The sequence below is a fragment of the Winogradskyella sp. MH6 genome, from assembly GCF_022810765.1.
Classification (GTDB): Bacteria; Bacteroidota; Bacteroidia; order Flavobacteriales; family Flavobacteriaceae; genus Winogradskyella.
On record NZ_CP094494.1, the window covers coordinates 2239985 to 2260413 of the forward strand.

General features: G+C 33.7%; 18 protein-coding genes. 3 read left to right on the forward strand and 15 right to left on the reverse strand.

The features are described from left to right. The first annotated feature begins 31 nt into the window (after positions 1–31). The 3 genes from def to mazG are packed head-to-tail and all read left to right on the forward strand — an operon-like array spanning position 32 to position 1838. A complete protein-coding gene (gene def / locus MST30_RS10035; RefSeq protein WP_243471274.1) occupies positions 32–622 on the forward strand; it encodes a peptide deformylase in 591 nt (196 codons plus the stop codon). 10 nt (positions 623–632) lie between these two features. Beyond that, complete coding sequence (locus MST30_RS10040; RefSeq protein ID WP_243471275.1) at positions 633–1061, forward strand: DUF5606 family protein; 429 nt, start codon at positions 633–635, stop codon at positions 1059–1061. A gap of 3 nt (positions 1062–1064) precedes the next feature. Further along, positions 1065–1838: a nucleoside triphosphate pyrophosphohydrolase gene (gene mazG / locus MST30_RS10045; RefSeq protein WP_243471276.1), complete on the forward strand. Its 774-nt coding sequence runs from the start codon at positions 1065–1067 to the stop codon at positions 1836–1838. Positions 1839–2138: 300 nt separating this feature from the next. Here the strand turns inward: mazG and MST30_RS10050 are convergent, their stop codons facing one another. The 15 genes from MST30_RS10050 to MST30_RS10120 form a co-directional block, all read right to left on the reverse strand. Continuing rightward, the gene (locus MST30_RS10050; protein ID WP_243471277.1) at positions 2139–2324 is read right to left on the reverse strand and encodes a hypothetical protein; all 186 of its coding nucleotides are present in this window, start codon (positions 2322–2324) and stop codon (positions 2139–2141) included. A 4-nt stretch (positions 2325–2328) separates the two neighbouring features. Beyond that, positions 2329–4290: a DUF349 domain-containing protein gene (locus MST30_RS10055; RefSeq protein WP_243471278.1), complete on the reverse strand. Its 1962-nt coding sequence runs from the start codon at positions 4288–4290 to the stop codon at positions 2329–2331. 129 nt (positions 4291–4419) lie between these two features. Then, positions 4420–5175 (reverse strand): shikimate dehydrogenase family protein, encoded by a 756-nt coding sequence (locus MST30_RS10060; RefSeq protein ID WP_243471279.1) that lies wholly within the window; start codon positions 5173–5175, stop codon positions 4420–4422. Next, a complete protein-coding gene (locus MST30_RS10065; protein WP_243471280.1) occupies positions 5144–6163 on the reverse strand; it encodes a DUF368 domain-containing protein in 1020 nt (339 codons plus the stop codon). The genes MST30_RS10060 and MST30_RS10065 overlap by 32 nt, the downstream gene beginning before the upstream one ends. Then, a complete protein-coding gene (locus tag MST30_RS10070) occupies positions 6163–7131 on the reverse strand; it encodes a DUF368 domain-containing protein (protein WP_243471281.1) in 969 nt (322 codons plus the stop codon). The genes MST30_RS10065 and MST30_RS10070 overlap by 1 nt, the downstream gene beginning before the upstream one ends. A gap of 37 nt (positions 7132–7168) precedes the next feature. After that, the gene (locus MST30_RS10075) at positions 7169–8575 is read right to left on the reverse strand and encodes a tetratricopeptide repeat protein (protein WP_243471282.1); all 1407 of its coding nucleotides are present in this window, start codon (positions 8573–8575) and stop codon (positions 7169–7171) included. A 248-nt stretch (positions 8576–8823) separates the two neighbouring features. After that, positions 8824–9999, reverse strand: a complete 1176-nt coding sequence (locus MST30_RS10080; RefSeq protein WP_243471283.1) for an aspartate aminotransferase family protein — start codon at positions 9997–9999, stop codon at positions 8824–8826. Continuing rightward, a complete protein-coding gene (locus MST30_RS10085) occupies positions 10000–11859 on the reverse strand; it encodes an OstA-like protein (protein WP_243473877.1) in 1860 nt (619 codons plus the stop codon). 81 nt (positions 11860–11940) lie between these two features. Then, positions 11941–13221, reverse strand: coding sequence for an adenylosuccinate synthase (locus MST30_RS10090; RefSeq protein ID WP_243471284.1), 1281 nt, complete (start codon positions 13219–13221; stop codon positions 11941–11943). Between the two features lie 13 nt (positions 13222–13234). After that, entirely contained in the window at positions 13235–13687 is a 453-nt protein-coding gene (locus MST30_RS10095) for a Fur family transcriptional regulator (RefSeq protein ID WP_243471285.1), read from the reverse strand. A gap of 105 nt (positions 13688–13792) precedes the next feature. Then, positions 13793–16000 carry a RelA/SpoT family protein gene (locus MST30_RS10100; protein WP_243471286.1) on the reverse strand — a complete coding sequence of 736 codons (2208 nt, stop codon included), beginning with the start codon at positions 15998–16000 and terminating at the stop codon, positions 13793–13795. Positions 16001–16138: 138 nt separating this feature from the next. Continuing rightward, complete coding sequence (locus tag MST30_RS10105; protein WP_243471287.1) at positions 16139–17092, reverse strand: hypothetical protein; 954 nt, start codon at positions 17090–17092, stop codon at positions 16139–16141. Between the two features lie 137 nt (positions 17093–17229). Then, positions 17230–18084 carry a CPBP family intramembrane glutamic endopeptidase gene (locus MST30_RS10110; protein ID WP_243471288.1) on the reverse strand — a complete coding sequence of 285 codons (855 nt, stop codon included), beginning with the start codon at positions 18082–18084 and terminating at the stop codon, positions 17230–17232. Positions 18085–18217: 133 nt separating this feature from the next. Then, entirely contained in the window at positions 18218–19450 is a 1233-nt protein-coding gene (locus MST30_RS10115; protein WP_243471289.1) for a M48 family metallopeptidase, read from the reverse strand. Between the two features lie 137 nt (positions 19451–19587). Next, on the reverse strand, positions 19588–20388 hold the full coding sequence (locus MST30_RS10120) for a TrmH family RNA methyltransferase (RefSeq protein WP_243471290.1): 801 nt from the start codon (positions 20386–20388) through the stop codon (positions 19588–19590). Positions 20389–20429: the final 41 nt, after the last annotated feature.

Sequence of the window (20429 nt, forward strand, 5' to 3'; positions counted from 1 at the left end):
TTGTACTTTTGCACCCGAAAACAACAAAATTATGATATTACCAATAGTTGCATATGGAGATGCTGTATTAAAGAAAGAAGCGAAGGAAATCGATAAAGATTACCCTAAGCTTGATGAGTTGATAGAAAATATGTACGAGACCATGTATGGTGCATATGGTGTTGGTTTAGCAGCTCCTCAAGTTGGTTTGCCTATCCGTTTATTTTTGGTAGATACTGAACCTTTTTCAGACGATGAAGATTTGTCTGAAAAGGATAGAGAACAAATGAAGAATTTTAAGAAAACATTCATCAATGCACAGATTTTAGAAGAAGAAGGAGATGAATGGGCTTTTAATGAAGGTTGTTTAAGTATACCAGATGTTAGAGAGGATGTTTTTAGAAAACCGAAGATTAAGATTCAATATCAAGATGAAAATTTTGAAACCCATGTTGAAGAATATGATGGTTTAATTGCCAGAGTTATTCAGCATGAGTACGATCATATCGAAGGAATTTTATTTACAGATAAACTATCTTCGTTTAAAAAGCGCTTGATTAAAGGTAAATTGACAAATATTTCAAAAGGAAAAATAAGAATAGATTATAAAATGCGTTTTCCTGCAATGAGCAAAAAACGTTAATACAAAATATATGAGCTTAGATAAAATATTAGCTATTTCTGGTAAGCCAGGATTATACGAAATTGTAACACAAACAAGAACAGGTGCTGTTGTACAATCTTTAATTGATAAAAAGAGAATCACTGTAGGAGCACACAGTAACATTAGTATCTTAAGTGAAATCGCTATTTATACTTTAACAGAAGAAGTGCCTCTAAAAGATGTACTTAAGAAGATTAAAGATAAAGAGAATGGTGAACAAACATCGATTAGCCATAAAGATGGAAAAGATACTTTAGAAGAATATTTCTTCGAAGTGTTACCAGATTATGATGAAGACCGTGTATATGCTTCAGACATTAAAAAGGTGGTTCAGTGGTACAATTTACTTCATAAAAACGACCTTTTAGAATCTCTTGAAACTGAAGAAGAAGTAACTGCTTCTGACGAAGAAGAATAAACTATGTCTAACAAAGCTGCTCAACTAAAAGCTTTTGAACGTTTGCTTGTTATTATGGACGAGTTGCGCGAGCAATGCCCATGGGATAAAAAACAAACCATGGAATCGCTACGTCATCTCACCATAGAAGAAGTTTACGAACTTGGTGATGCTATTTTAGATAATGACTTAGATGAGGTAAAGAAGGAGTTGGGAGATGTGTTGTTGCATATTGTTTTCTATTCTAAAATAGGAAGTGAAACAAACAATTTTGATATCGCAGATGTATGTAATAGCATCTGCGATAAACTTATAGATCGTCATCCGCACATCTATGGAGATGTAAAGGTTGAAAACGAGGAAGAGGTAAAACGTAATTGGGAGCAATTAAAACTCAAAGAAGGTAAGAAAAGCGTTCTCGAAGGTGTGCCAAGAAGTTTGCCTGCTATGGTAAAAGCCAATAGAATACAAGACAAAGTAGCAGGTGTAGGTTTTGATTGGGAACAACCAGAACAAGTTTTTGAAAAAGTAGAAGAGGAGTTAGCTGAATTAAAAGCTGAAATAGCAAAAGGAAATGAAGATGCTATTGAAAGTGAGTTTGGTGATGTGTTGTTTTCTATGATAAACTACGCACGTTTCCTTAAAGTAAACCCTGAAAATGCTTTAGAGCGAACCAATAAAAAATTCATAAAACGCTTTCAGTATCTTGAAAGTAAATCTAAAGCGCTAAACAAGCCTTTAAAAGACATGACCTTATCTGAAATGGATGTCTTTTGGGAAGAGGCGAAATTACTTTAGTTTACATTTTGTCATCCGCACTTGATGCGGAATCCACTTTTACACTACCTATTTTTAGATTCCTGCCTTCGCAGAAATGACAAAAGAGAGATATGTTAAAATTATCCCAAAACGAAATCCTTAAAATCCAAACAGAAATTTCTCACGTAAATAAGATATATAAAAACAATAGCGTTTTTATATTCTTAGTAGGAAATCTTAATTATTATTAAGCGGTTGTAATTAAGGTTAATTTAGTTTAGTTAGGGCAAAACCCATCTGTTAGTAGCAGATGGGTTTTGATTTTTTTTTGGTTTAAATTTATTCTACCTCACCTTTGCTTTTGATTTTCTTTCCTATGGTAAAACTTATCATACCAATCAAGCCACCAACAATTACAGAAGTCCAATCTATTCCACTATTAGGCTCTTTCATAACAATAATGTAAGTTACATAAGCTGCTGTTGGAAATGCAATGATAAAATTACCTAATAATTTGTTGTCCATAAATTTAACTATACATCCCACGAATCTTGGTAAGCTTAGCTTTCCAAGTTTCTAATTCTTTTTTGTGCTTGGCAATATTTTTATGCACATCTTGTACTAATGGGTTATCTGAATCTACATTGGTGAAAAATTGTAAGTTATTTTCAAGCTGCGTTATTTCAGATTTTACTTCGCCAATTTTCTTACGGATAAAGTTTTGTTCGTTATCTAAAAGTCTGGTGTCATCATCATTGTTGGCTAAATTTTCAAGCTTACTTTCAAATTTTACCATTTCTAACTTAGACTTCTCCATTTTTAGCTTATCAAAAGCATCGTCAATTGCTTTGTAGAATTTACCATCTATGTAGCGTTTGTTTTGTGGTACATAGCCAATTTCTTTCCACTCAGCAATTCTGGTTTTTAAATTTTCTACATCAGCTTTGTTGTCGCCGCTTAATTCCATTGCTTTTAAATCATCTAATAACTTTACTTTCTTATCAAAAGCATCATACAAATGCTGGTTTTCAGCCTTACGTTGCGCGTGCATTTTATCAAAGTAATGGTTGCAAGCGTTTTTAAACTGTTTCCATATTTTGTCACTATCGCGTCTTGGAACATGACCAATTTTTTTCCAATCGTTTTGAATTTTCTTCATTAAAGGAGTAACAACTGCAAAGTCGTCACTGTCTTTGTTTTCTTCAGCAATTTTTATGAGCTCTTTTTTCTTTTGAAGATTTTCGTATTGATCTTTCTTTAAATCTTTGTAGAACTTGTTTTTACCACGATTAAAGTTTCTAACAGTATCTTTAAACTTGGCCCAAGTAGCTTCGTTAACTTTCAAAGGCACTTTACCCGCATTAAAAAATGCTTCACGTAGTGCTTCAACTTCTTTTATTTTCTTTTGCCATGCACTGTGAGAATTGGCTTTGTCGTCTGCCACAGCTTGGATTTTCGCTATGATGTCTTCTTTCTTTTCAAGATTCTTTTCATAGGCTTTATCTAAATCTGCATAGTAAGCCTGACGCTTATCGTGAATGGTTTTGGTAGCATCACTAAAACGATTCCAGATTTCTTCTCTGTGCTCTTTACCAACAGGTCCAAGTTCTTCTTTCCAAAGTTTGTGAAGTACTTGTAACTCTCTAAAAGCACGATTTACATTATCGTCTTTTGCAAGTTCTTCGGCACGTTCTATAATCTTTAACTTTTGATCATAGTTGTGCTTAAAGTCCATATCTCGCAAATCGTTATTAAGATGTAAGAAATCGTAAAAACGCTCTACGTGATGATGGTATGTGTTCCAAGCATTGTTGTACTTGTCTCTTGGAATTGGGCCAGCATTACGCCATTTTTCCTGAAGCTCTTTAAAGGTTTTATAGGTAGTTCCCATATTTTCTTCTACAGAAAGTAAACCCTTAATTTCTTCGATAATAGCTAATCTGTTTTCGAGATTTTGCTTTAGGTTGTGCTCACGTTCTTTATAATAAGCACTAATAGATTGTTTGTAATCTTTATAAAGTTGATTGAATAATTTTTTGGTATCGTTGGTGTAGTAGAAGTCTATTTCGTTTCCGCCATCATTTATAAATTCTTCTTTTTTCTCTTCTAAAAGCTCACCATATTTCGCGTTGAATTCTGCTTTAATTTCATTGACTTGCTTAGAGATAGTCTGAATTTTATGATGTTTTAGAAGTCTATTAAGCTCTTCTGCTAAATCTTGCATAGACATAGCATGGTAGTCTTTTTCTTCTACATCATGACGCTCTGCATTAGACTCATCTTCTGCGTCCTCAGCATTAGAAGCTTCGATTTCTGAATGTGCATCAGAGTCTGTTTTAGATTCATTGTCAGAATCTTGAGCAGTCTCTACTTCAGTATTTACTTCTGAAGTTTCTTCAATTTTTTGTGATGATTCTTCTTGTGGAGTAGCCTCTTTTAATTCTACTTCTTTTTTTCCGTCTGCATCTTGCAGGTTATCATTCTCAGACATATGTCAAAATATTTATTAGGATGTTAAAGATACTAACAACTCGTTGAATTACAAAGGAAATACAATTTTGGGTTGTTTTAAGCAGAAGTATGAATAATTATATGTTTAATGATTTTTATATGATCAAAATCATTTGTTCCATATTTCCCAAGATTTTTCGGCCTGTAGTTTTAGCATTTCTAAACCGTTAATAGTTGTGGCTCCTTTTAATTTCCCACAATTAAGGAACTTAGTTTCCTCAGGATTATAGATAAGATCATACAAAATATGTTTATCTGTTATACCATCGTAAGGAATATCAGGGCATTCATTTATATTGGGAAACGTACCTATTGGTGTACAGTTTATAATGATTTGAAATGAAGCAATGATATCTTCAGTCAATTCAGAATAGGTATATGTAACGCCTTCTTTTTTGGTGCGTGATACATAATGATATTTAACACCAAGTTTCTTTAAAGCATGTGCAATAGCTTTAGAAGCTCCACCTGTACCTAGAATTAAAGCGCGTTTATGATGTTTTTTTAAATGTGGCTTTAATGAATTTTTGAAACCATTGTAATCCGTGTTAAAACCAATCAGCTTGTCTTTTTTAACTTTTATAGTATTTACTGCACCTATCTTTTTGGCACGTTTATTCAATTTATCTAAGAGCGGAATAACTTCTTCTTTGTAAGGAATGGTAACGTTAAGACCTTTTAGGTTTGAGGTACTTTCAATAATATCTTTTAGTTCATCAATGGATTGTAAATCAAAATTCACATAAGAATGTGGTAAATCTTCGTTTTTAAATTTATCGGCAAAATAGCCTCTTGAAAATGAATAGGAAATATTTTTTCCTACCAATCCGAATTTAAACTTTAACTTGTCTTGTGCGTTGTCCATACCATTCTAATCCCAAAACAATGAGAATTCCTAAGCCAATATACGCAATTGCAATATAAGTTTCGGTAGTTGCTTCAGGTAAAAAACGCTCGTAATTTGCAATGACTTGTTTACCAGTAGAATCTAAAATATAGCTACCATCACTAGTGGTTTTGTAAATGGTTTCTTTCCAAGGCCAAACCACACCAAGCGACCCAATAATAAAACCAACAATGGTTGCCAACGTAATATTTTTGTAATGGTGTAAAATATAATTTAGAACATGCGAAAATGTTACCAAGCCTGCTACAGAGCCTAAGGTGAAGACACTAAGAACTTTGAGCATTCTTATTCTGGCTTCATTTTTAATAAACTCAAAATTACCTGTAAATATATCTGAAAGTGTATCGTAAAGTGCATTGACTGAGTCTACTAGAAGTAAAACATAATTTCCGAGTAAAATTAAAATAAACGAACCTGAAAAACCAGGAAGTGTCATGCCAGAAACACTTATGATACCACAGAAAAATACAAACCATAGGTTGTCGTTTTCTTTTGCAGGATCTAAAAAACTAATGCTTATACCAACAACTGCACCAAGGATTAGTGCAATGATTGTTTTACTATTCCAGGCCTTAAAATCTTTACTTATGTAATAGATAGAGCCTAGTATCATTCCGAAAAATGCGCTCCAAACATAAAGCTGAAAGTTAACAATGAGGTAATCGAGTATTTTAGAAACACTAAAGTAGCTAATCACCATTCCTAAGAATAAAAGTCCTAGAAATTTACCATTGATATATTGATAGAAACTTTTAAAACGACCATTAAAAAGTAGTTTGAAAGCAGTTTTGTTAACACGTTGAAGCGAGTAGATAAACTCTTCGTAAAAACCTGCAACAAAAGCAACAACTCCACCAGAAACGCCAGGAACCTTGTTTGCAGCACCCATTGCCAGCCCTTTTATGACCAAAAAAATACGATCCTTAAAAGTTCTGGTGCTTTGCATTAGATTTTATTTTTTTGATTTCCTAAACGCTCTAAAATTAAAATCGTAGCAAAACCAACTACAATAAAGATGATGGCTAAAATTATTTGATTATCTCCTTGATAAGATGAGGGTAAAATACTTTGGTCTAACAAGGTTACTTCTACGCCTTCAGAATTAATTCTGGTTTTGAGAATTTTTTTCCATGGCCAAATTTTATTCAGAGAGCCAATCATAAAACCCGTTAAGATAGCAAGCGTTAGATTTTTTTGATGTTTAAACATCCAGTTTAGTGCTTTAGAGAATACTTTTAATCCAACTACAGCGCCAATTGCTAATAACACGAATTTTAAAAGTGCATCTTTAAATAGTTCCATGTTACCAGTAAGCAAACCATCTCTTAAGTTGTTAACAGTGTCAATTGCCGTTTGGTATGCTCCCAGAATAAGAAGTATAAATGCTCCAGAAACACCTGGTAAAATCATGGCGATTATAGCAATAAATCCACAGAATAATAAATAAAATGGGCTATCTGGTGAAGCAAAAGGTTCTGCTAATGTAATGTAGTAGGAGAGTGCTGAGGTCGCTATAATGGCCAAAATAATTTTTGGAGACCAACCTTTTATCTGTTTTGCAATGTATAGAATACTAGCCAAAACAAGTCCGAAAAAGAAGGACCATAATAAAACGGGTTCGTTATGTAAAAGCCATTTTATAAGTTTGGCTAAGGACAAAATACTAATAGCGATTCCTGAAAATAAAGCCAAAAGGAATGAGCCATTTATAGATTTCCAAGCGGTTTTAAAGCCTTGTTGTTTCCATACTTTAAAAACACCTAGATTTACTTTGTCTATACTTTCAATAAGTTCTTCGTATATGCCAGAAATAAAGGCAATTGTACCACCAGAAACACCAGGAACTACATCTGCAGCTCCCATAGCTACACCTTTAAATGTGATGATGAGATAGTCTAAAAAATGTCTTTGCATTTCTTTTTTTATAAGAAGTGCTAAGGTATGGATTTTTTTAGTCGGAAGACTTCTTTGCTTGCGAAATTATAGCCTTAATCATCGGTCTATCGTTGAGCATTGGAAAGAGTTCTGATATAATAAAACTATAATCAATATTGAGTCTCAAAGCATTTTTAAGATGAAAACGTCCTTCTTGGGTTTGATGTGTTATAAAGTACAATCCACCAAGTCTGTATTCAATCTCAGGGTGTTCAGGATAAAATTCTGCTGCTTGAAGAAGATTGTAAATTGAGGCTTCATATTCACCCAAAGCAATTAAAATGTCAGAACGGTCTAGCCACGTATCTAACTCGTAATTGCCAAGATCTAAGGTGCGTTTGTATCCAATTTCTGCTTCTTCGAGGAAATTTAATCGCTTATTGATTGTGGCGTAGAGTTTCCAGTATAATACATTTTCGCTATCAATATTTACAGCCTTTTTAATAAATTTCAACGCTTTATTGTAGTCTAAGCGCTTCATGTAAAACTTGGTAATGGCAATCCAGCCTTTATCTAACAAGGCATCATCTTTAATAGTCTTGTTGAAGAATTGTACAGCCATTTCATCTTGTCCAAGTTTTTCGTAGCAATGCCCAATTCTTAATAAAGCAAATGATGTAGGGTCGTCTAATGCTAACGTTACTTTATAGTTTTCAATGGCTTCTTCGTATTGCTTTAGTTTTTCTAAAACTTTTCCTTTTTCAATATAAGCGCCAACAAAAGTATCGTCAGAAATTATTGCAAAATCAAAAGCAGCATTTGCCTTAGCGTAGTCTTTTATAGCAAAATACTGACGGCCTAATTGATGCCAAGCAACTTCGCAATAAGGGTTAGAATCTAAAAAGTTGTTAAGGTAGTTTATGGCTTCCTCATTTTGGTCGAGGAAATCGTAACAGTACACAATATTGTGAAGTGCAGAATAATCCGTAGTGTCACTTTCCAAACATTTTTTAAAGTAAATCACCGCATTTTCAAACTGATCGAGGAACAAGTATTCCATACCAACAAGAGCGTACAAATCAGAATCATCTTCTGGAGTAGAAGAGATGTCTATCGCAATTAGAAGTGTGCTTATTGCTTTTTCATGTTCATCTTGCTTAGAAAGCACATTGGCTTTTTGAATATATATTTCTTCGTTATTAGGCTCAATATCATGAAGCATATCTAGTATCTCGTCTGCTTCGTTGAATTTGTTTTCAATAACTAATATTTCTACTTGAAATAATCTTAAGTTGATAGATGTTGGGTGTTGCTCTAAACCAAGTTTAATAGCGCGCTTTGCTAAAGCAATTTTTCCATTTTCGAGATAATGATGGATGATGTTTTCAAATTCATTTGAATCGAAAAACAAAATATCATTTGTCTTTAACATAGATTCAAATCTTGTAAGCGGATAGTTTTCGTCTTCGTGACTATAATTCATAAGCGGTTTTAAGATTCACTCGATAATCGAGATTGAAGAACACTTAACTTTCTGTTTATTTTAGGTTGCCCTTAAACTTTGTGAGTGTTCTAGTCTCAAAAATTGTTTACTAATCTAAATTACAGTTATCATTAGATGTTCTCGGTTAATTGTGTTTTTGTTTTTAACAAATTAATTAACATTGATTTAAACTCTGATTAAAATTAATTAACAGTTGAAAATCAGAAGCTTAATGTGAAAATCAAGAATTAGATATTGTCTAAAATTGAAGTGATTATTTTACAGCCTTTAATAATTTCCTCATTAGAAATGGTAAGTGGAGGTGTAATTCTTATGGCTTTTGTTTCAAAAAGTAACCAAAATAAAATCAATCCTTCGTTTTGGGCTTTGAGGATAACACTATTAGCTATTTCTGCATTTTCTACTATTGCAGCCAGCATTAATCCCTTTCCTCTAATCTCTTTAATGTGTTTATGATTAAGGTGTTGCCTAATCAGTTTTTCTTTTTCAAGAGAGTCTTTTATGAGGCTTGATTCTGTAATTTCTTTTAATGTAGCAAGTGCAGCAGCAGCAATTACAGGATTGCCGCCAAAGGTAGTAATATGCCCAAATTTTGGATTATCGCTTAGACTTAACATCATCTCTTCAGATGCAGTGAATGCTCCGATTGGTAAGCCTCCTCCTAGACCTTTGCCAGTAACTACGATATCTGGTTGGCAATTATAGTTTTCAAAACCAAAAAGTTTTCCGGTTCTTCCTATTCCTGGTTGAATTTCATCTAAAATAAAAACAGCACCAACGTCATTACAACGTTTTTGTACCTTTTGAAGGTAATTATTTTGAGGTTCAATAAAACCAGCACCACCTTGTATGGTTTCTAAAATTACAGCAGCGGTTTTATTGGTGATTTGTTCTAGGTCAACTTCAGAATTGAATAATATATTTTTAACATCAGGAATTAATGGTAAAAAAGGAGCTTTACGCTCTTCATAATCCATAAGGCTCAACGAACCCATGGTATTGCCATGATAGGCATTTTTAGCGGCAATAATTTCTGATCTCCCTGTATAACGTCTAGCTAATTTTAGACTGCCTTCTATAGCTTCTGTACCAGAATTCACCAAATAAGTACTCTCTAAAGGGTCTGGTAGATGTTTTGCTAAAAATTTTGAAAGCTCTAATGCTGGCTCCTGAATGTATTCGCCATAAACCATGACATGTAAGTATTGGTCTAACTGCGCTTTAACAGCATCAACCACTTTTGGGTGTGAATGCCCTAAGGAACATGCAGAAACACCTGCTACAAAATCTAAATACGCTTTTCCGCTTTTATCATAAATGTAAGAGCCTTTGGCATGGCTAATTTCCATAGCCAAGGGTTGAGGTGATGTTTGTGCCTGATATTTAAAAAAATCGTCTTGCAATTATTCTCCTCCTTTTGGTTTCAGTTTTTTATTTTTTTTAGAAACCTCTTCAGGTTTTTTATTTGGTTTCCAATCCACTTTTGGTTGCGTGGTGGTTTGTTCTTTTTTAGGTTTTAAGTCTTTTGAATCCTCTTCTTCTTTTAGAAGGTTTTGAGCCGCTTTGTTTGGTTTGTTAGGTGTTGCTTTACCTGCTTCTTCAACACGTTCTGCGACACTATCGTTGACAAAATCCTCAGGTGGAACATAATCCTCTAGGCCGGAAATTTTAGGAAGAACTAAAGGAGGATCATCCTTAAATAAATCATCTACAGAAATTGGTCTTTCTTCGCCTCGCCAATCAAAACCTCTAAGTCGTCGTGCATTTCTAGGAAAATCGGGTTCTGGAAAAATATTACCATCAATCTGGTTGATAAATCTAACTTCTTCAATAGCTTGTTCTGCGATTTGAATATTGATGCTTCCGGATTTAGATTTTTGAATTCCAATCAATTCATTAGTTTCGTTTCGCATGTAGCGAATGGTTTCGGCATTCTTAATAATATCTACATTGTAGAGTTCATTATCCTTAAATAAGCCTATGAGTCGTTGCCCTTTTATTTGGTTATAGCCATCTTCGCTAATGGTATCTTTACTCACCAAAAAGGCATTATTAAAAACTTTTAAAGAATCTAGCTTTTCAGTCTCAGTATTAGAAATTAGGTGAATAGTATCGCCTGTCATTTGGTTGCCAATATTCCATAATACAGGTTTTCGAGCTGTGGCAAAGGCATCAGTAGAACTGTACCTGCTAAGATTTATAAGTTCTGTTAATCCGGTTTTATGATCTACATGTATGGAATCTGCTTTACCAGCCATATCACTTTTGTAAAGTCTGGCATTGTAATAAGCTCTTGTAATACGATGGTCTTCTTTGCCAGTTACCATTAACGTATCTGCATGTAAATACACCGAATCTTTTTCCTGTACAGTAATAGCTAAAGCACGTTTGGTGATAAAAACGGAATCTTTATCGCGCCAAACTTCGGCATAATGACCTTTTACGATACTGTTATTAATGGTATCTGTAACCTTGATATTATTTGTAGCAGAAGCAAAACTTCGGTTACGATCAAAGTAAATACTATCACCTTCAATGGTGCGGTTATCATAATCTATTTTAGCATTACGCTGAAAATAACCTGTATTGGCATTGGTATCGTAAAAACCACGTTCGGTATAAATATTACTTTTTTCACCAACAATAGTTGAAGGACCAAATAAATAAGCATAACCATTATCAGGGAAGAAATCGAGACGTTCGGTATTTAGTGTGTAATCAGGATTTACAAGTACCACGTCTTTTGTAAACTGGTACTTTTTGGCATTCATGTAGTAACGCCCAATCTGACTGGTAATAGTACCAGAAGAATCTCTAACCACTTTACCACTTGTGTCATAATAAGCGAGTTGTCGAGTTCTGTCAAAATAGAGTTTATCGGTTGTTAAAACTGAATTTGGTTCGGTTAACACTACATCGCCTTTTGCAACAGCAATTTCTGTTTTGCCACTATAATCCACATATTTGGCGGTCATTGTAATAGAGTCGCCTTGTTTCATGTTAACGTTGCTAAACGCTTCTATGTAATCCTGATCTTCGTAGTACACTGCTTTATCGCACCACATATTTACTCCTTTGTGAATAAAGTGGACTTGTTGTGATTCGTCTCGCAGAAACACTAGAGCACCATCTTCAATCTCAGGATCTGAAGCAGCAATACCAGCATATTCTATGGTGATTTTCTGCTTTTCTTGTGCAAAGCTAAATACGGAAATGCAAAATGTAATGATGAAAAATAGATTCTTTAAACTATTCAAAGCCATATGTTTTTTAAGAAATAACATTAATCAATTAGCTTTAGTATGGGTTAACAGTTTTTTTAACAGAATCTAAAAATTCAAAAATTATACCGTTTTCCTAACAATCGTTTGCTTACGATCAGGACCAACAGACACTATCGTAATCGGAATATTAAGTTCTTTTTCTAGAAACTCAACATACGCATTAAATGCTTCTGGTAATTGAGAGGCTTCTGTCATGCCAGTTAAATCTTCAGACCAACCTTTAACTTCCGTATAAATAGGTGTTACGTTTTCTTCTTCAATATTGTATGGTAGGTGTGTAATTGTTTCGCCTTTATAATTGTAGGCTGTACATACTTTTAAGGTTTTAAAACCAGAAAGCACATCTCCTTTCATCATAATTAATTGTGTAACACCATTAACTTGGCATGCATAACGAAGTGCTACCAAATCTAACCATCCACAACGTCTTGCGCGACCTGTTGTTGCACCAAACTCGTGGCCAACACGTCCCATAGTTTCTCCGTCTTCATCAAATAATTCCGTTGGGAAAGGACCAGAACCAACACGTGTTGTATAGGCTTTAAAAATACCAAAGACATCTCCAATTTGATTTGGTGCAACACCTAAACCTGTACATGCACCAGCTGCAGTTGTGTTAGATGATGTTACAAACGGATACGTTCCAAAATCAATATCTAAAAGCGATCCTTGAGCTCCTTCTGCTAAAATAGTTTTACCAGACTGTTGTGCTTGGTGAACGTATTCTTCAGAGTCAATAAACTTTAGTGTTTTTAGAGTTTCTATAGCCTCGAAGAAATCGGTTTCTAGTTCTTTTAAATCGTATTGAATATCTACATTGTAAAAGTCTATCATAGCTTCGTGCTTATCTGCTAAAGCTCTGTATTTTTCTTTCCAGTCTGCTAATTCAATATCACCAACTCTAATGCCATTTCTACCGGTTTTGTCCATGTATGTTGGACCAATTCCTTTAAGGGTAGAGCCTATTTTTGCTTTTCCTTTTGAAGCTTCACTCGCAGCATCCAATAAGCGATGCGTAGGTAAAATGATATGTGCCTTACGCGAGATGCAAAGGGATTTTTTATAATCAACATTTTGCTCATCTAGTTTGTCTAATTCCTTTTTAAAAATAACAGGATCTATAACAACACCATTACCAACTAGGTTTACGGTGTCATCATGAAAAATACCAGAAGGTATAGTGTGCAAAACATGCTTTCTGCCGTTAAAAACTAAGGTATGACCAGCATTTGGCCCACCTTGAAAGCGTGCAATAATATCGTATTTAGAGGTGAATACGTCGACAATTTTCCCTTTGCCTTCATCTCCCCATTGTAATCCAAGTAGTAAGTCTACTGCCATTTTAAAAAATTAGTTAGTCGTCTTTTTTACGATTGCCGTAAAAGTATAGTGAGTGATTAGTTATTTCGATATCAAAAACCTCTTCGATGGTTTTTTTAATTGATTGAATACGCGGATCACAGAATTCTATAACTTCACCTGTATCGGTAAGAATAACGTGATCGTGTTGCTTATCAAAATAAGACTTTTCGTAATGTGCTTGGTTTTGACCAAATTGATGCTTACGTACCAAAGCACATTCTAAAAGTAATTCTATGGTATTATAAAGCGTCGCTCTACTTACACGATAGTTTTTGTTTTTCATTTTGATGTATAAAGATTCTATATCAAAATGCTCTTCACTATCGTAGATTTCCTGAAGTATAGCATAGCGTTCAGGTGTTTTTCTATGACCTTTATCTTCAAGGAATTGCGTAAAAACACGTTTTACGATTTCCTGATTACTTTCTTCTGTTGCTGCATTCATAATTAAGGTGCAAATTTACGTAAAAATATAGGATAAGAATGATTTAATTTGCGATTAAAGTTGAAAGAAATGAACAAGTTTTCAAGACTTTTTAATCTGTAAAAATCAAACCCTTACAACTTTATCAATACCATTAATTTTTTTGAGCTTGTCCATAAGGTTTTTAAGCATGGTTTGGTTTTTTACTTCAACCGTAATGTCACCATTAAAAATGCCATCATCACTAGAAAAACTAATGCTTTTCATGTTAACGTGAAGGTTTTCGGATATGAGCTTTGTAATATCGTTTACCAAACCAAGATTATCTATTCCAGATAGTTTAATGTGTGATGTATACGTACTTTGAGATGAGTCTATCCATTTTGCCGATATTATTCGGTAGGCATAATTAGATTGTAGACTCACCGCATTTGGACAGTTCTTTTTATGAACCTTAATACCATCGTTTATAGTAACAAATCCAAACACTTTATCGCCAGGAATTGGGTTGCAACAATTAGCTAAAGTATAATTGAGACGCTCTTCTTCCTTACCAAAAACCAACATGTCATATTTGGATGTAATCTCATCTTTGTTGATATCTAAAGGGACATCTGGCTTACGAATTTTACTTTTTATGTAACTCATAAAAGCATTGCTTCTAGATGAAGCAAAGGCTTTGAGTTTGGTATTATCTATAGTACCAATACCAACACGATAAAATAAATCTAAAGATGTTTTAAGCTTAAAGTAATTGACCAACTCATTTACAGCTTTTTCATTGAGGGTAATTTTGAGTTGTTTTAATTTACGTCTTAGAATTTCCTTGCCTTCTTCGGCTATTTCTTTGGTATGTGCATTTAATGCCGATTTAATTTTACTACGGGCTCTGGCAGTTGTAGCATAGTCTAACCAATTGGCATTTGGTTTGGCATTATCTGATGTTAATATTTCTACACGGTCACCACTTTGTAGCTCGTGACTAAGAGGAACGAGTTTTCCGTTGACTTTTGCACCGCGCGTTTTCATACCAACTTCGGTATGTATGCTAAATGCAAAGTCGAGTGGAGTAGCACCTTTTGGTAAGGATTTTAAATCTCCTTTTGGTGAAAACACAAAGATTTCTTTAGAGTAAAGATTGAGCTTAAATTGCTCTACAAAATCTACGGCATTAGCTTCGTTATTTTCTAAGGCTTCTTGTAGTCTGTTAATCCATAGGTCTAAACTATCTTCCTTTTCGTTTGTGTTTTTGTATTTGTAGTGGGCTGCATACCCTTTTTCGGCAATTTCATTCATACGCTCACTACGAATCTGTACTTCTACCCAACGGCTTTTTGGACCAACAACTGTAATGTGAAGTGCTTCGTAACCTGTAGATTTAGGTGACGAGATCCAATCGCGCAAACGAATTGGGTTTGGTGTAAAGTGATCGGTAACTATAGAATAAATTTTCCAAGCCAAAAACTTTTCATTTTCAAAATCGGATTTGTAAATAATTCTGATGGCAAATTTGTCATAAACTTCATCAAACGAAACGCCTTGCTTCACCATTTTTCGTCTAATACTAAAAATGGATTTTGGTCGTCCTTTTATCTCGTAGTTAAGCCCTTCTTTGTTTAAGGATTTTTCAATGACTTTAGAGAATGCTGTAATATAGGCATCTTGCTCTTCCTTGCTTTCTTGCATTTTCTCAGCAATGTCATTATAGACTTCGGGCTCGGTGTATTTTAATCCTAAATCCTCAAGCTCGGTTTTAATATTATAAAGTCCTATTCTGTGCGCCAATGGTGCATAGATGTATAAGGTTTCGGATGCTATTTTTATCTGTTTATCGTCTCGCATAGACTCCATGGTCTGCATATTGTGCAAACGGTCTGCGATTTTAATAATGATAACACGCACATCTTCATTGAGCGTTAGCAGCATCTTACGGAAATTCTCAGCTTGAAGCGATACATCCATTTCCTTATTAAGAACAGAAATTTTTGTGAGTCCGTCTACAATTCGAGCTACGGTTTCGCCAAAAAGACGTTCCATATCTGCAATGGTGTAATCTGGATTGTCTTCAACCACATCATGAAGTAAAGCAGCAGCAATAGATGTAGCATCAAGACCAATTTCTTGAGCCACAATTTTTGCGACAGCAATTGGGTGAAAAATATAAGCTTCACCAGATTTGCGACGCTGATCTTTGTGCGCATCTAGAGCTACCTCAAAAGCGTGGCGAATGAGTTTTTTATCGTCTTTGCTTAAGGTCTGATAGCTTACTCTGAGTAACTCTTTGTAGGCTTGTGCAATGGCTGCATTTTCTTTTTCAATGTCTACTTCCGTCATAAGAACTAAAGTAAACAAAGTCTATGAGATAGGCAATGGGTTTTTTTGAAGAATTTTTTGTTGGATTTATGTGTGATTTCGTTGTGGGATAGTAGTGAAGATTTTCAACTATGAGCTACACACGTCTTAGGCAATGCTTTATATTCTATTTAGGTTGGTTTTTTCTTTTTCAAGTTTTAATTTTCTCAATCTATCCTCTTCTTTTAATTTTGAGTTAAAATCATTATTTGATTTTTGCATTTTTTTTACAAGTAATTCAAAATCAGAATTAATCATGTAGTTTATTTCTAATGATAATCCTTGCTCTCTATATATTTGATCTTCAAAATCAGTCGATTTTAAAGCTTGTTTGTAAGGTGATAGTTTTTCAAATTCTCTGAAATATTGATTTACCTCCTCAATCGAAATTATTGGATTTAAAGGTTCTTTTTCTTTTGTCTTTATTTGATATGTTATTTTTTCTAAAGCTTTACCACTTAATTTTTCTGGATATTCAGCGTTTGTGTAGCCTACTATAACCGTTTTGATTGAGTCTTGAAATATTAAATAATTTTCTTTTTTAAAATCATAATTTTGAATGCTTCTCTCAGATAAAAGTCCATTTAGGTTATTGAAATATTCTCCTTTTTGATTTTTTAAAAGAGGTAGTTCCCTTAACTGTTTTGAATACTTGTTTGAAAAGAGAGTGATTAATTCTTTAATAATAACCGCATTTTTTTCTATGGGCTCCTTTTCTATAAATTTTAAATACCTATTTTCTGCATCATCACCAAATTTAGGTGTAAAAACAAGCGTCTTAATATTATTATATTCCAAAACAATTTTGTTGGATTTTTTTTTGACGCTAAATTCAAAATTATATTTATCAATAGGTAATACGAATTTTTTATTAGGCAATGATTGACTTAATTCTTCGTTAAACCTAGAGTTATTCATATTAGGATTTAAGTTTAAGAAAATTGGTTGATATTCAATTTTAGATTCAAACTGTTTTTCCTTTTTTTGATTTTTAGGATTTGAAATGTCGTTTTCTTTACTGTTAATACAACCAAAAAAAATAAGCATTAATAAAATTCCAAAAGTTTGTTTCATAATGTTGTCTAACATATAGGATATGAGTTCATTTCAATGATTTATACTTACTGATACTGAAACAAGTTTAGCGCATATAAGCGAAGTACGTCTTTTTATTTTACAAAGTCAAGGTAATGAGCTAAGTAATATTTCTTTTACAACTTTTCTTTAATGGCTTTTCGCCAAAAGTAAATTCCAAAAACACAGGTAACAATGGCAAACATAATTCCGTTTTCACCATGCCAATATTCTGCACCTTGGGTTTTAATTGTTAGAGGTGGTAATATTTTTTGAATGTACACATTGCTTACCGCATGAAAAAGTACTGCAGGCCAAAGACTTTTAGATTTAAAAGTGTAGTAGGCCATAATAAAAGACATAGAAATAATTACGATAAAGAATGTTATAAATTCTAATAGTACATTACTGCTATAGTAAACAAGTAGTGGCCAGTGCCATGCTGCCCAAATAACTCCACTAACAACGGATACACCTGTAAAGGAAAGTACTTTTCTTAATTCGTAAATAAAAAAGCCTCTCCAACCTATTTCTTCTCCTAATGTTGTTGCTGATGCTCTTATTACTTCTACGGTTCCTAATAAGATGATGGCTATGATCGTTATAGATGTTGAACTTAATGTGCCAATACCAAACAAACCAAGTTCTTTTCCCCATTCTGTAATGGATGCTTTGTTGGCTAAGTTTCCAAAGCCTAAAATCCAGATAAGTAAATAAGTGATTATAGCATATAATGCAGGAACAAAATACGAGAGTCGGATGTATTTCCAATTTCCCCAATTCCAATTTAAAGATGAAATTTTGCGCCCTTTTATTTTTAAGGTAATAAATGCTGCTATTGCAGGACACCACATTATGGCACCAACATATATTCTTGAAGGAAATAAATTTACTATGGCATAATGAAAAGGTGATGTAAGGGCAACAACTAAGGCAAGAAATAGAAAGATTGTTTTCCAAGCTTCTTTTCTTTCAGAAGGATTTTTAAGCATTTGGTTTTAGTGATTGGTTTGTTTTATTGAGACGAAAGGGTTGTGGTTTTGTTACATTGTGCCTTGTAATAATCCAATAACGTATGTGTTGAGTTAACCGAGTTTTGTCTTTTATTTTACAAAGTTAAGTCCATCACTTTCTTAAATTTCTAACACGCTCCAATAACGTAGGATGCGAATAATGCATAAACACATAAGCTTTGTGAGGAGTTAAGTTACTTAAACTGTTTTTAGACAGTTTTTTTAAAGATGTAATTAAAGGTTCGGCTTTGTAAGTATTTATGGCGTAATCATCGGCTTGATATTCAAAAACTCTTGAAACGTAATTCATAATTAAGCCTGTAACCTCTGAAATAGGTGAGTAGAGTAACCCAAAAGCAATCAACCCAACATGGAAACTCGGTGTTTCAACTCCAATGGCATTTGATAACAATGGATTTGAAATAAAAATTGATAATATATATAGTGTTAGTCCTGTAAGTAAAACGGAAGAAACCAAATTGAAAATGATATGCTTGCGCTTATAGTGTCCAACTTCGTGTGCTAAAACCGCAACAATTTCTTCATCGTCCAAATCATTGACCAAAGTATCGTAGAGTGTAACGCGTTTTTCGCTTCCAAAACCAGAGAAATAAGCATTGGCTTTAGTACTGCGTTTAGAGCCATCAATGATAAAAATTTTGTTCAGACTAAAACCTACTGACTTGGCATAATCGGAAATCTTGTTGCGTAATTCTCCGTCTTCTAAAGGTGTTTGTTTGTTGAACATTGGTACGATTAATCGCGAATAAAACATATTCATAAATATTGTGAATATTGTGACAATTCCCCAAGCGTAAAGCCAAAATTGACTTTTGGTGAGTTGATAAAACCAAATAATCAAAGCTATGATACCACCACCAATTATGACAGTCATTAAAAGACCTTTGATTTTATCTAAAATAAAAGTCTTTTTTGTGGTTTTGTTGAACCCGAATTTTTCTTCAATTACAAAGGTTTTATAGTATGCAAATGGTGTGGTAATAATATCGCTAGCAATCATAATAATGCCAAAGAAAATTAAACCAATTAGAATAGGATTATCAGAGTAACTTCTGGCAATAGTATCTACATATTCAAAACCATCTAATAACAGAAAACCAAGTGTTAGCACTAATGAAAATAATGATGCCCAAATACCAAATTTATAATTGACTTTCTTGTAAGCCTGTGATTTTTTGTATTCGTTTTCATCGTAAACATCGTTTATTTCAGCAGGAACAGCATCGTTAAAATGTTTGGCATTTAACGCATCTAGAATTTTATCCTTTATGAAGTTGATAAGAATGATGGCTATTATAATGTAGAAAAGAATGTCAGCGGTCATTTCTTTGTGATATGTTTTGTTCCGTCACTTCGAGTGAAATTCCTTTTTTAGGAATTTTGTATCGAGAAGCTTCATTCTTGCATGGTTCTCGATACGATTTTCTCATTCTTCGAAAATCACTCGAACTGACGTTTGGGTTATTTAAAGTCTCGTTGTCTTTTAGCTTCAAAAATAAGAATTCCTGCGGCAACAGATACATTCATAGAATCGATAACGCCTTGCATTGGTATACTAATGTTTTGGGTTGCGGCATCTCGCCATTCTTGGGTTAATCCTGTTGCTTCTGTACCAACTACGATGGCAGTTGGTAAGGTATAATCTTGTGTATGATATGGTTGAGATTCTTGTAGAATGGCAGAAAAAATATTGAAATTATAATGTTTTAAAAAATCAATAGCTTCTGTAGTGCTTGCCATCGCAATTTCAATTGTAAAGACACAGCCAACACTAGAGCGAATAATGTTAGGATTGTATAAATCTGACTTTGGGTTGGCAATAATAACAGCATCTACATTAGCAGCATCAGCAGTTCTTAATAAAGCGCCAACATTACCAGGTTTTTCGGGTGCTTCAGCAACTAGAATTAAAGGGTTTTTGTTGCTGAGTTTTAAGTCTTCAAGCAGATGTGTTTTGCTTTTTACTACTGCAATAACACCTTCAGTAGTATCACGATGTGCCAATTTTTGAAAGACCTCTTTTGAAATTTCAATGATTTCAATACCATATTGAGACATAGCTTTGGCTTCACTTTCGGAAAATAAATCAGGAAAAAATAGAAGTGTTTCAATTTTATAGCCTCCTTTTATCGCAAGAGATAACTCTCGTTTACCTTCAATTAAAAACTGACCTGTTTTTTTTCGTTGTCTGGATTTTTCCTTTAACTGATAAAGTTCTTTAATCAACGGGTTTTGTGAGCTTGAAATTGATTTATAAGACATAAAGTAATGTGTAACGAATACATGTTTTTATAAAAAACAAA

Bases quoted from the DNA above. Each gene is read 5' to 3' on its own strand.
- def (WP_243471274.1), top strand. From the start codon at position 32: ATGATATTACCAATAGTTGCATATGGAGATGCTGTATTAAAGAAAGAA.
- MST30_RS10040 (WP_243471275.1), top strand. From the start codon at position 633: ATGAGCTTAGATAAAATATTAGCTATTTCTGGTAAGCCAGGATTATAC.
- mazG (WP_243471276.1), top strand. From the start codon at position 1,065: ATGTCTAACAAAGCTGCTCAACTAAAAGCTTTTGAACGTTTGCTTGTT.
- MST30_RS10050 (WP_243471277.1), bottom strand. From the start codon at position 2,324: ATGGACAACAAATTATTAGGTAATTTTATCATTGCATTTCCAACAGCA.
- MST30_RS10055 (WP_243471278.1), bottom strand. From the start codon at position 4,290: ATGTCTGAGAATGATAACCTGCAAGATGCAGACGGAAAAAAAGAAGTA.
- MST30_RS10060 (WP_243471279.1), bottom strand. From the start codon at position 5,175: ATGGACAACGCACAAGACAAGTTAAAGTTTAAATTCGGATTGGTAGGA.
- MST30_RS10065 (WP_243471280.1), bottom strand. From the start codon at position 6,163: ATGCAAAGCACCAGAACTTTTAAGGATCGTATTTTTTTGGTCATAAAA.
- MST30_RS10070 (WP_243471281.1), bottom strand. From the start codon at position 7,131: ATGCAAAGACATTTTTTAGACTATCTCATCATCACATTTAAAGGTGTA.
- MST30_RS10075 (WP_243471282.1), bottom strand. From the start codon at position 8,575: ATGAATTATAGTCACGAAGACGAAAACTATCCGCTTACAAGATTTGAA.
- MST30_RS10085 (WP_243473877.1), bottom strand. From the start codon at position 11,859: ATGGCTTTGAATAGTTTAAAGAATCTATTTTTCATCATTACATTTTGC.
- MST30_RS10090 (WP_243471284.1), bottom strand. From the start codon at position 13,221: ATGGCAGTAGACTTACTACTTGGATTACAATGGGGAGATGAAGGCAAA.
- MST30_RS10095 (WP_243471285.1), bottom strand. From the start codon at position 13,687: ATGAATGCAGCAACAGAAGAAAGTAATCAGGAAATCGTAAAACGTGTT.
- MST30_RS10100 (WP_243471286.1), bottom strand. From the start codon at position 16,000: ATGACGGAAGTAGACATTGAAAAAGAAAATGCAGCCATTGCACAAGCC.
- MST30_RS10105 (WP_243471287.1), bottom strand. From the start codon at position 17,092: ATGAAACAAACTTTTGGAATTTTATTAATGCTTATTTTTTTTGGTTGT.
- MST30_RS10110 (WP_243471288.1), bottom strand. From the start codon at position 18,084: ATGCTTAAAAATCCTTCTGAAAGAAAAGAAGCTTGGAAAACAATCTTT.
- MST30_RS10115 (WP_243471289.1), bottom strand. From the start codon at position 19,450: ATGACCGCTGACATTCTTTTCTACATTATAATAGCCATCATTCTTATC.
- MST30_RS10120 (WP_243471290.1), bottom strand. From the start codon at position 20,388: ATGTCTTATAAATCAATTTCAAGCTCACAAAACCCGTTGATTAAAGAA.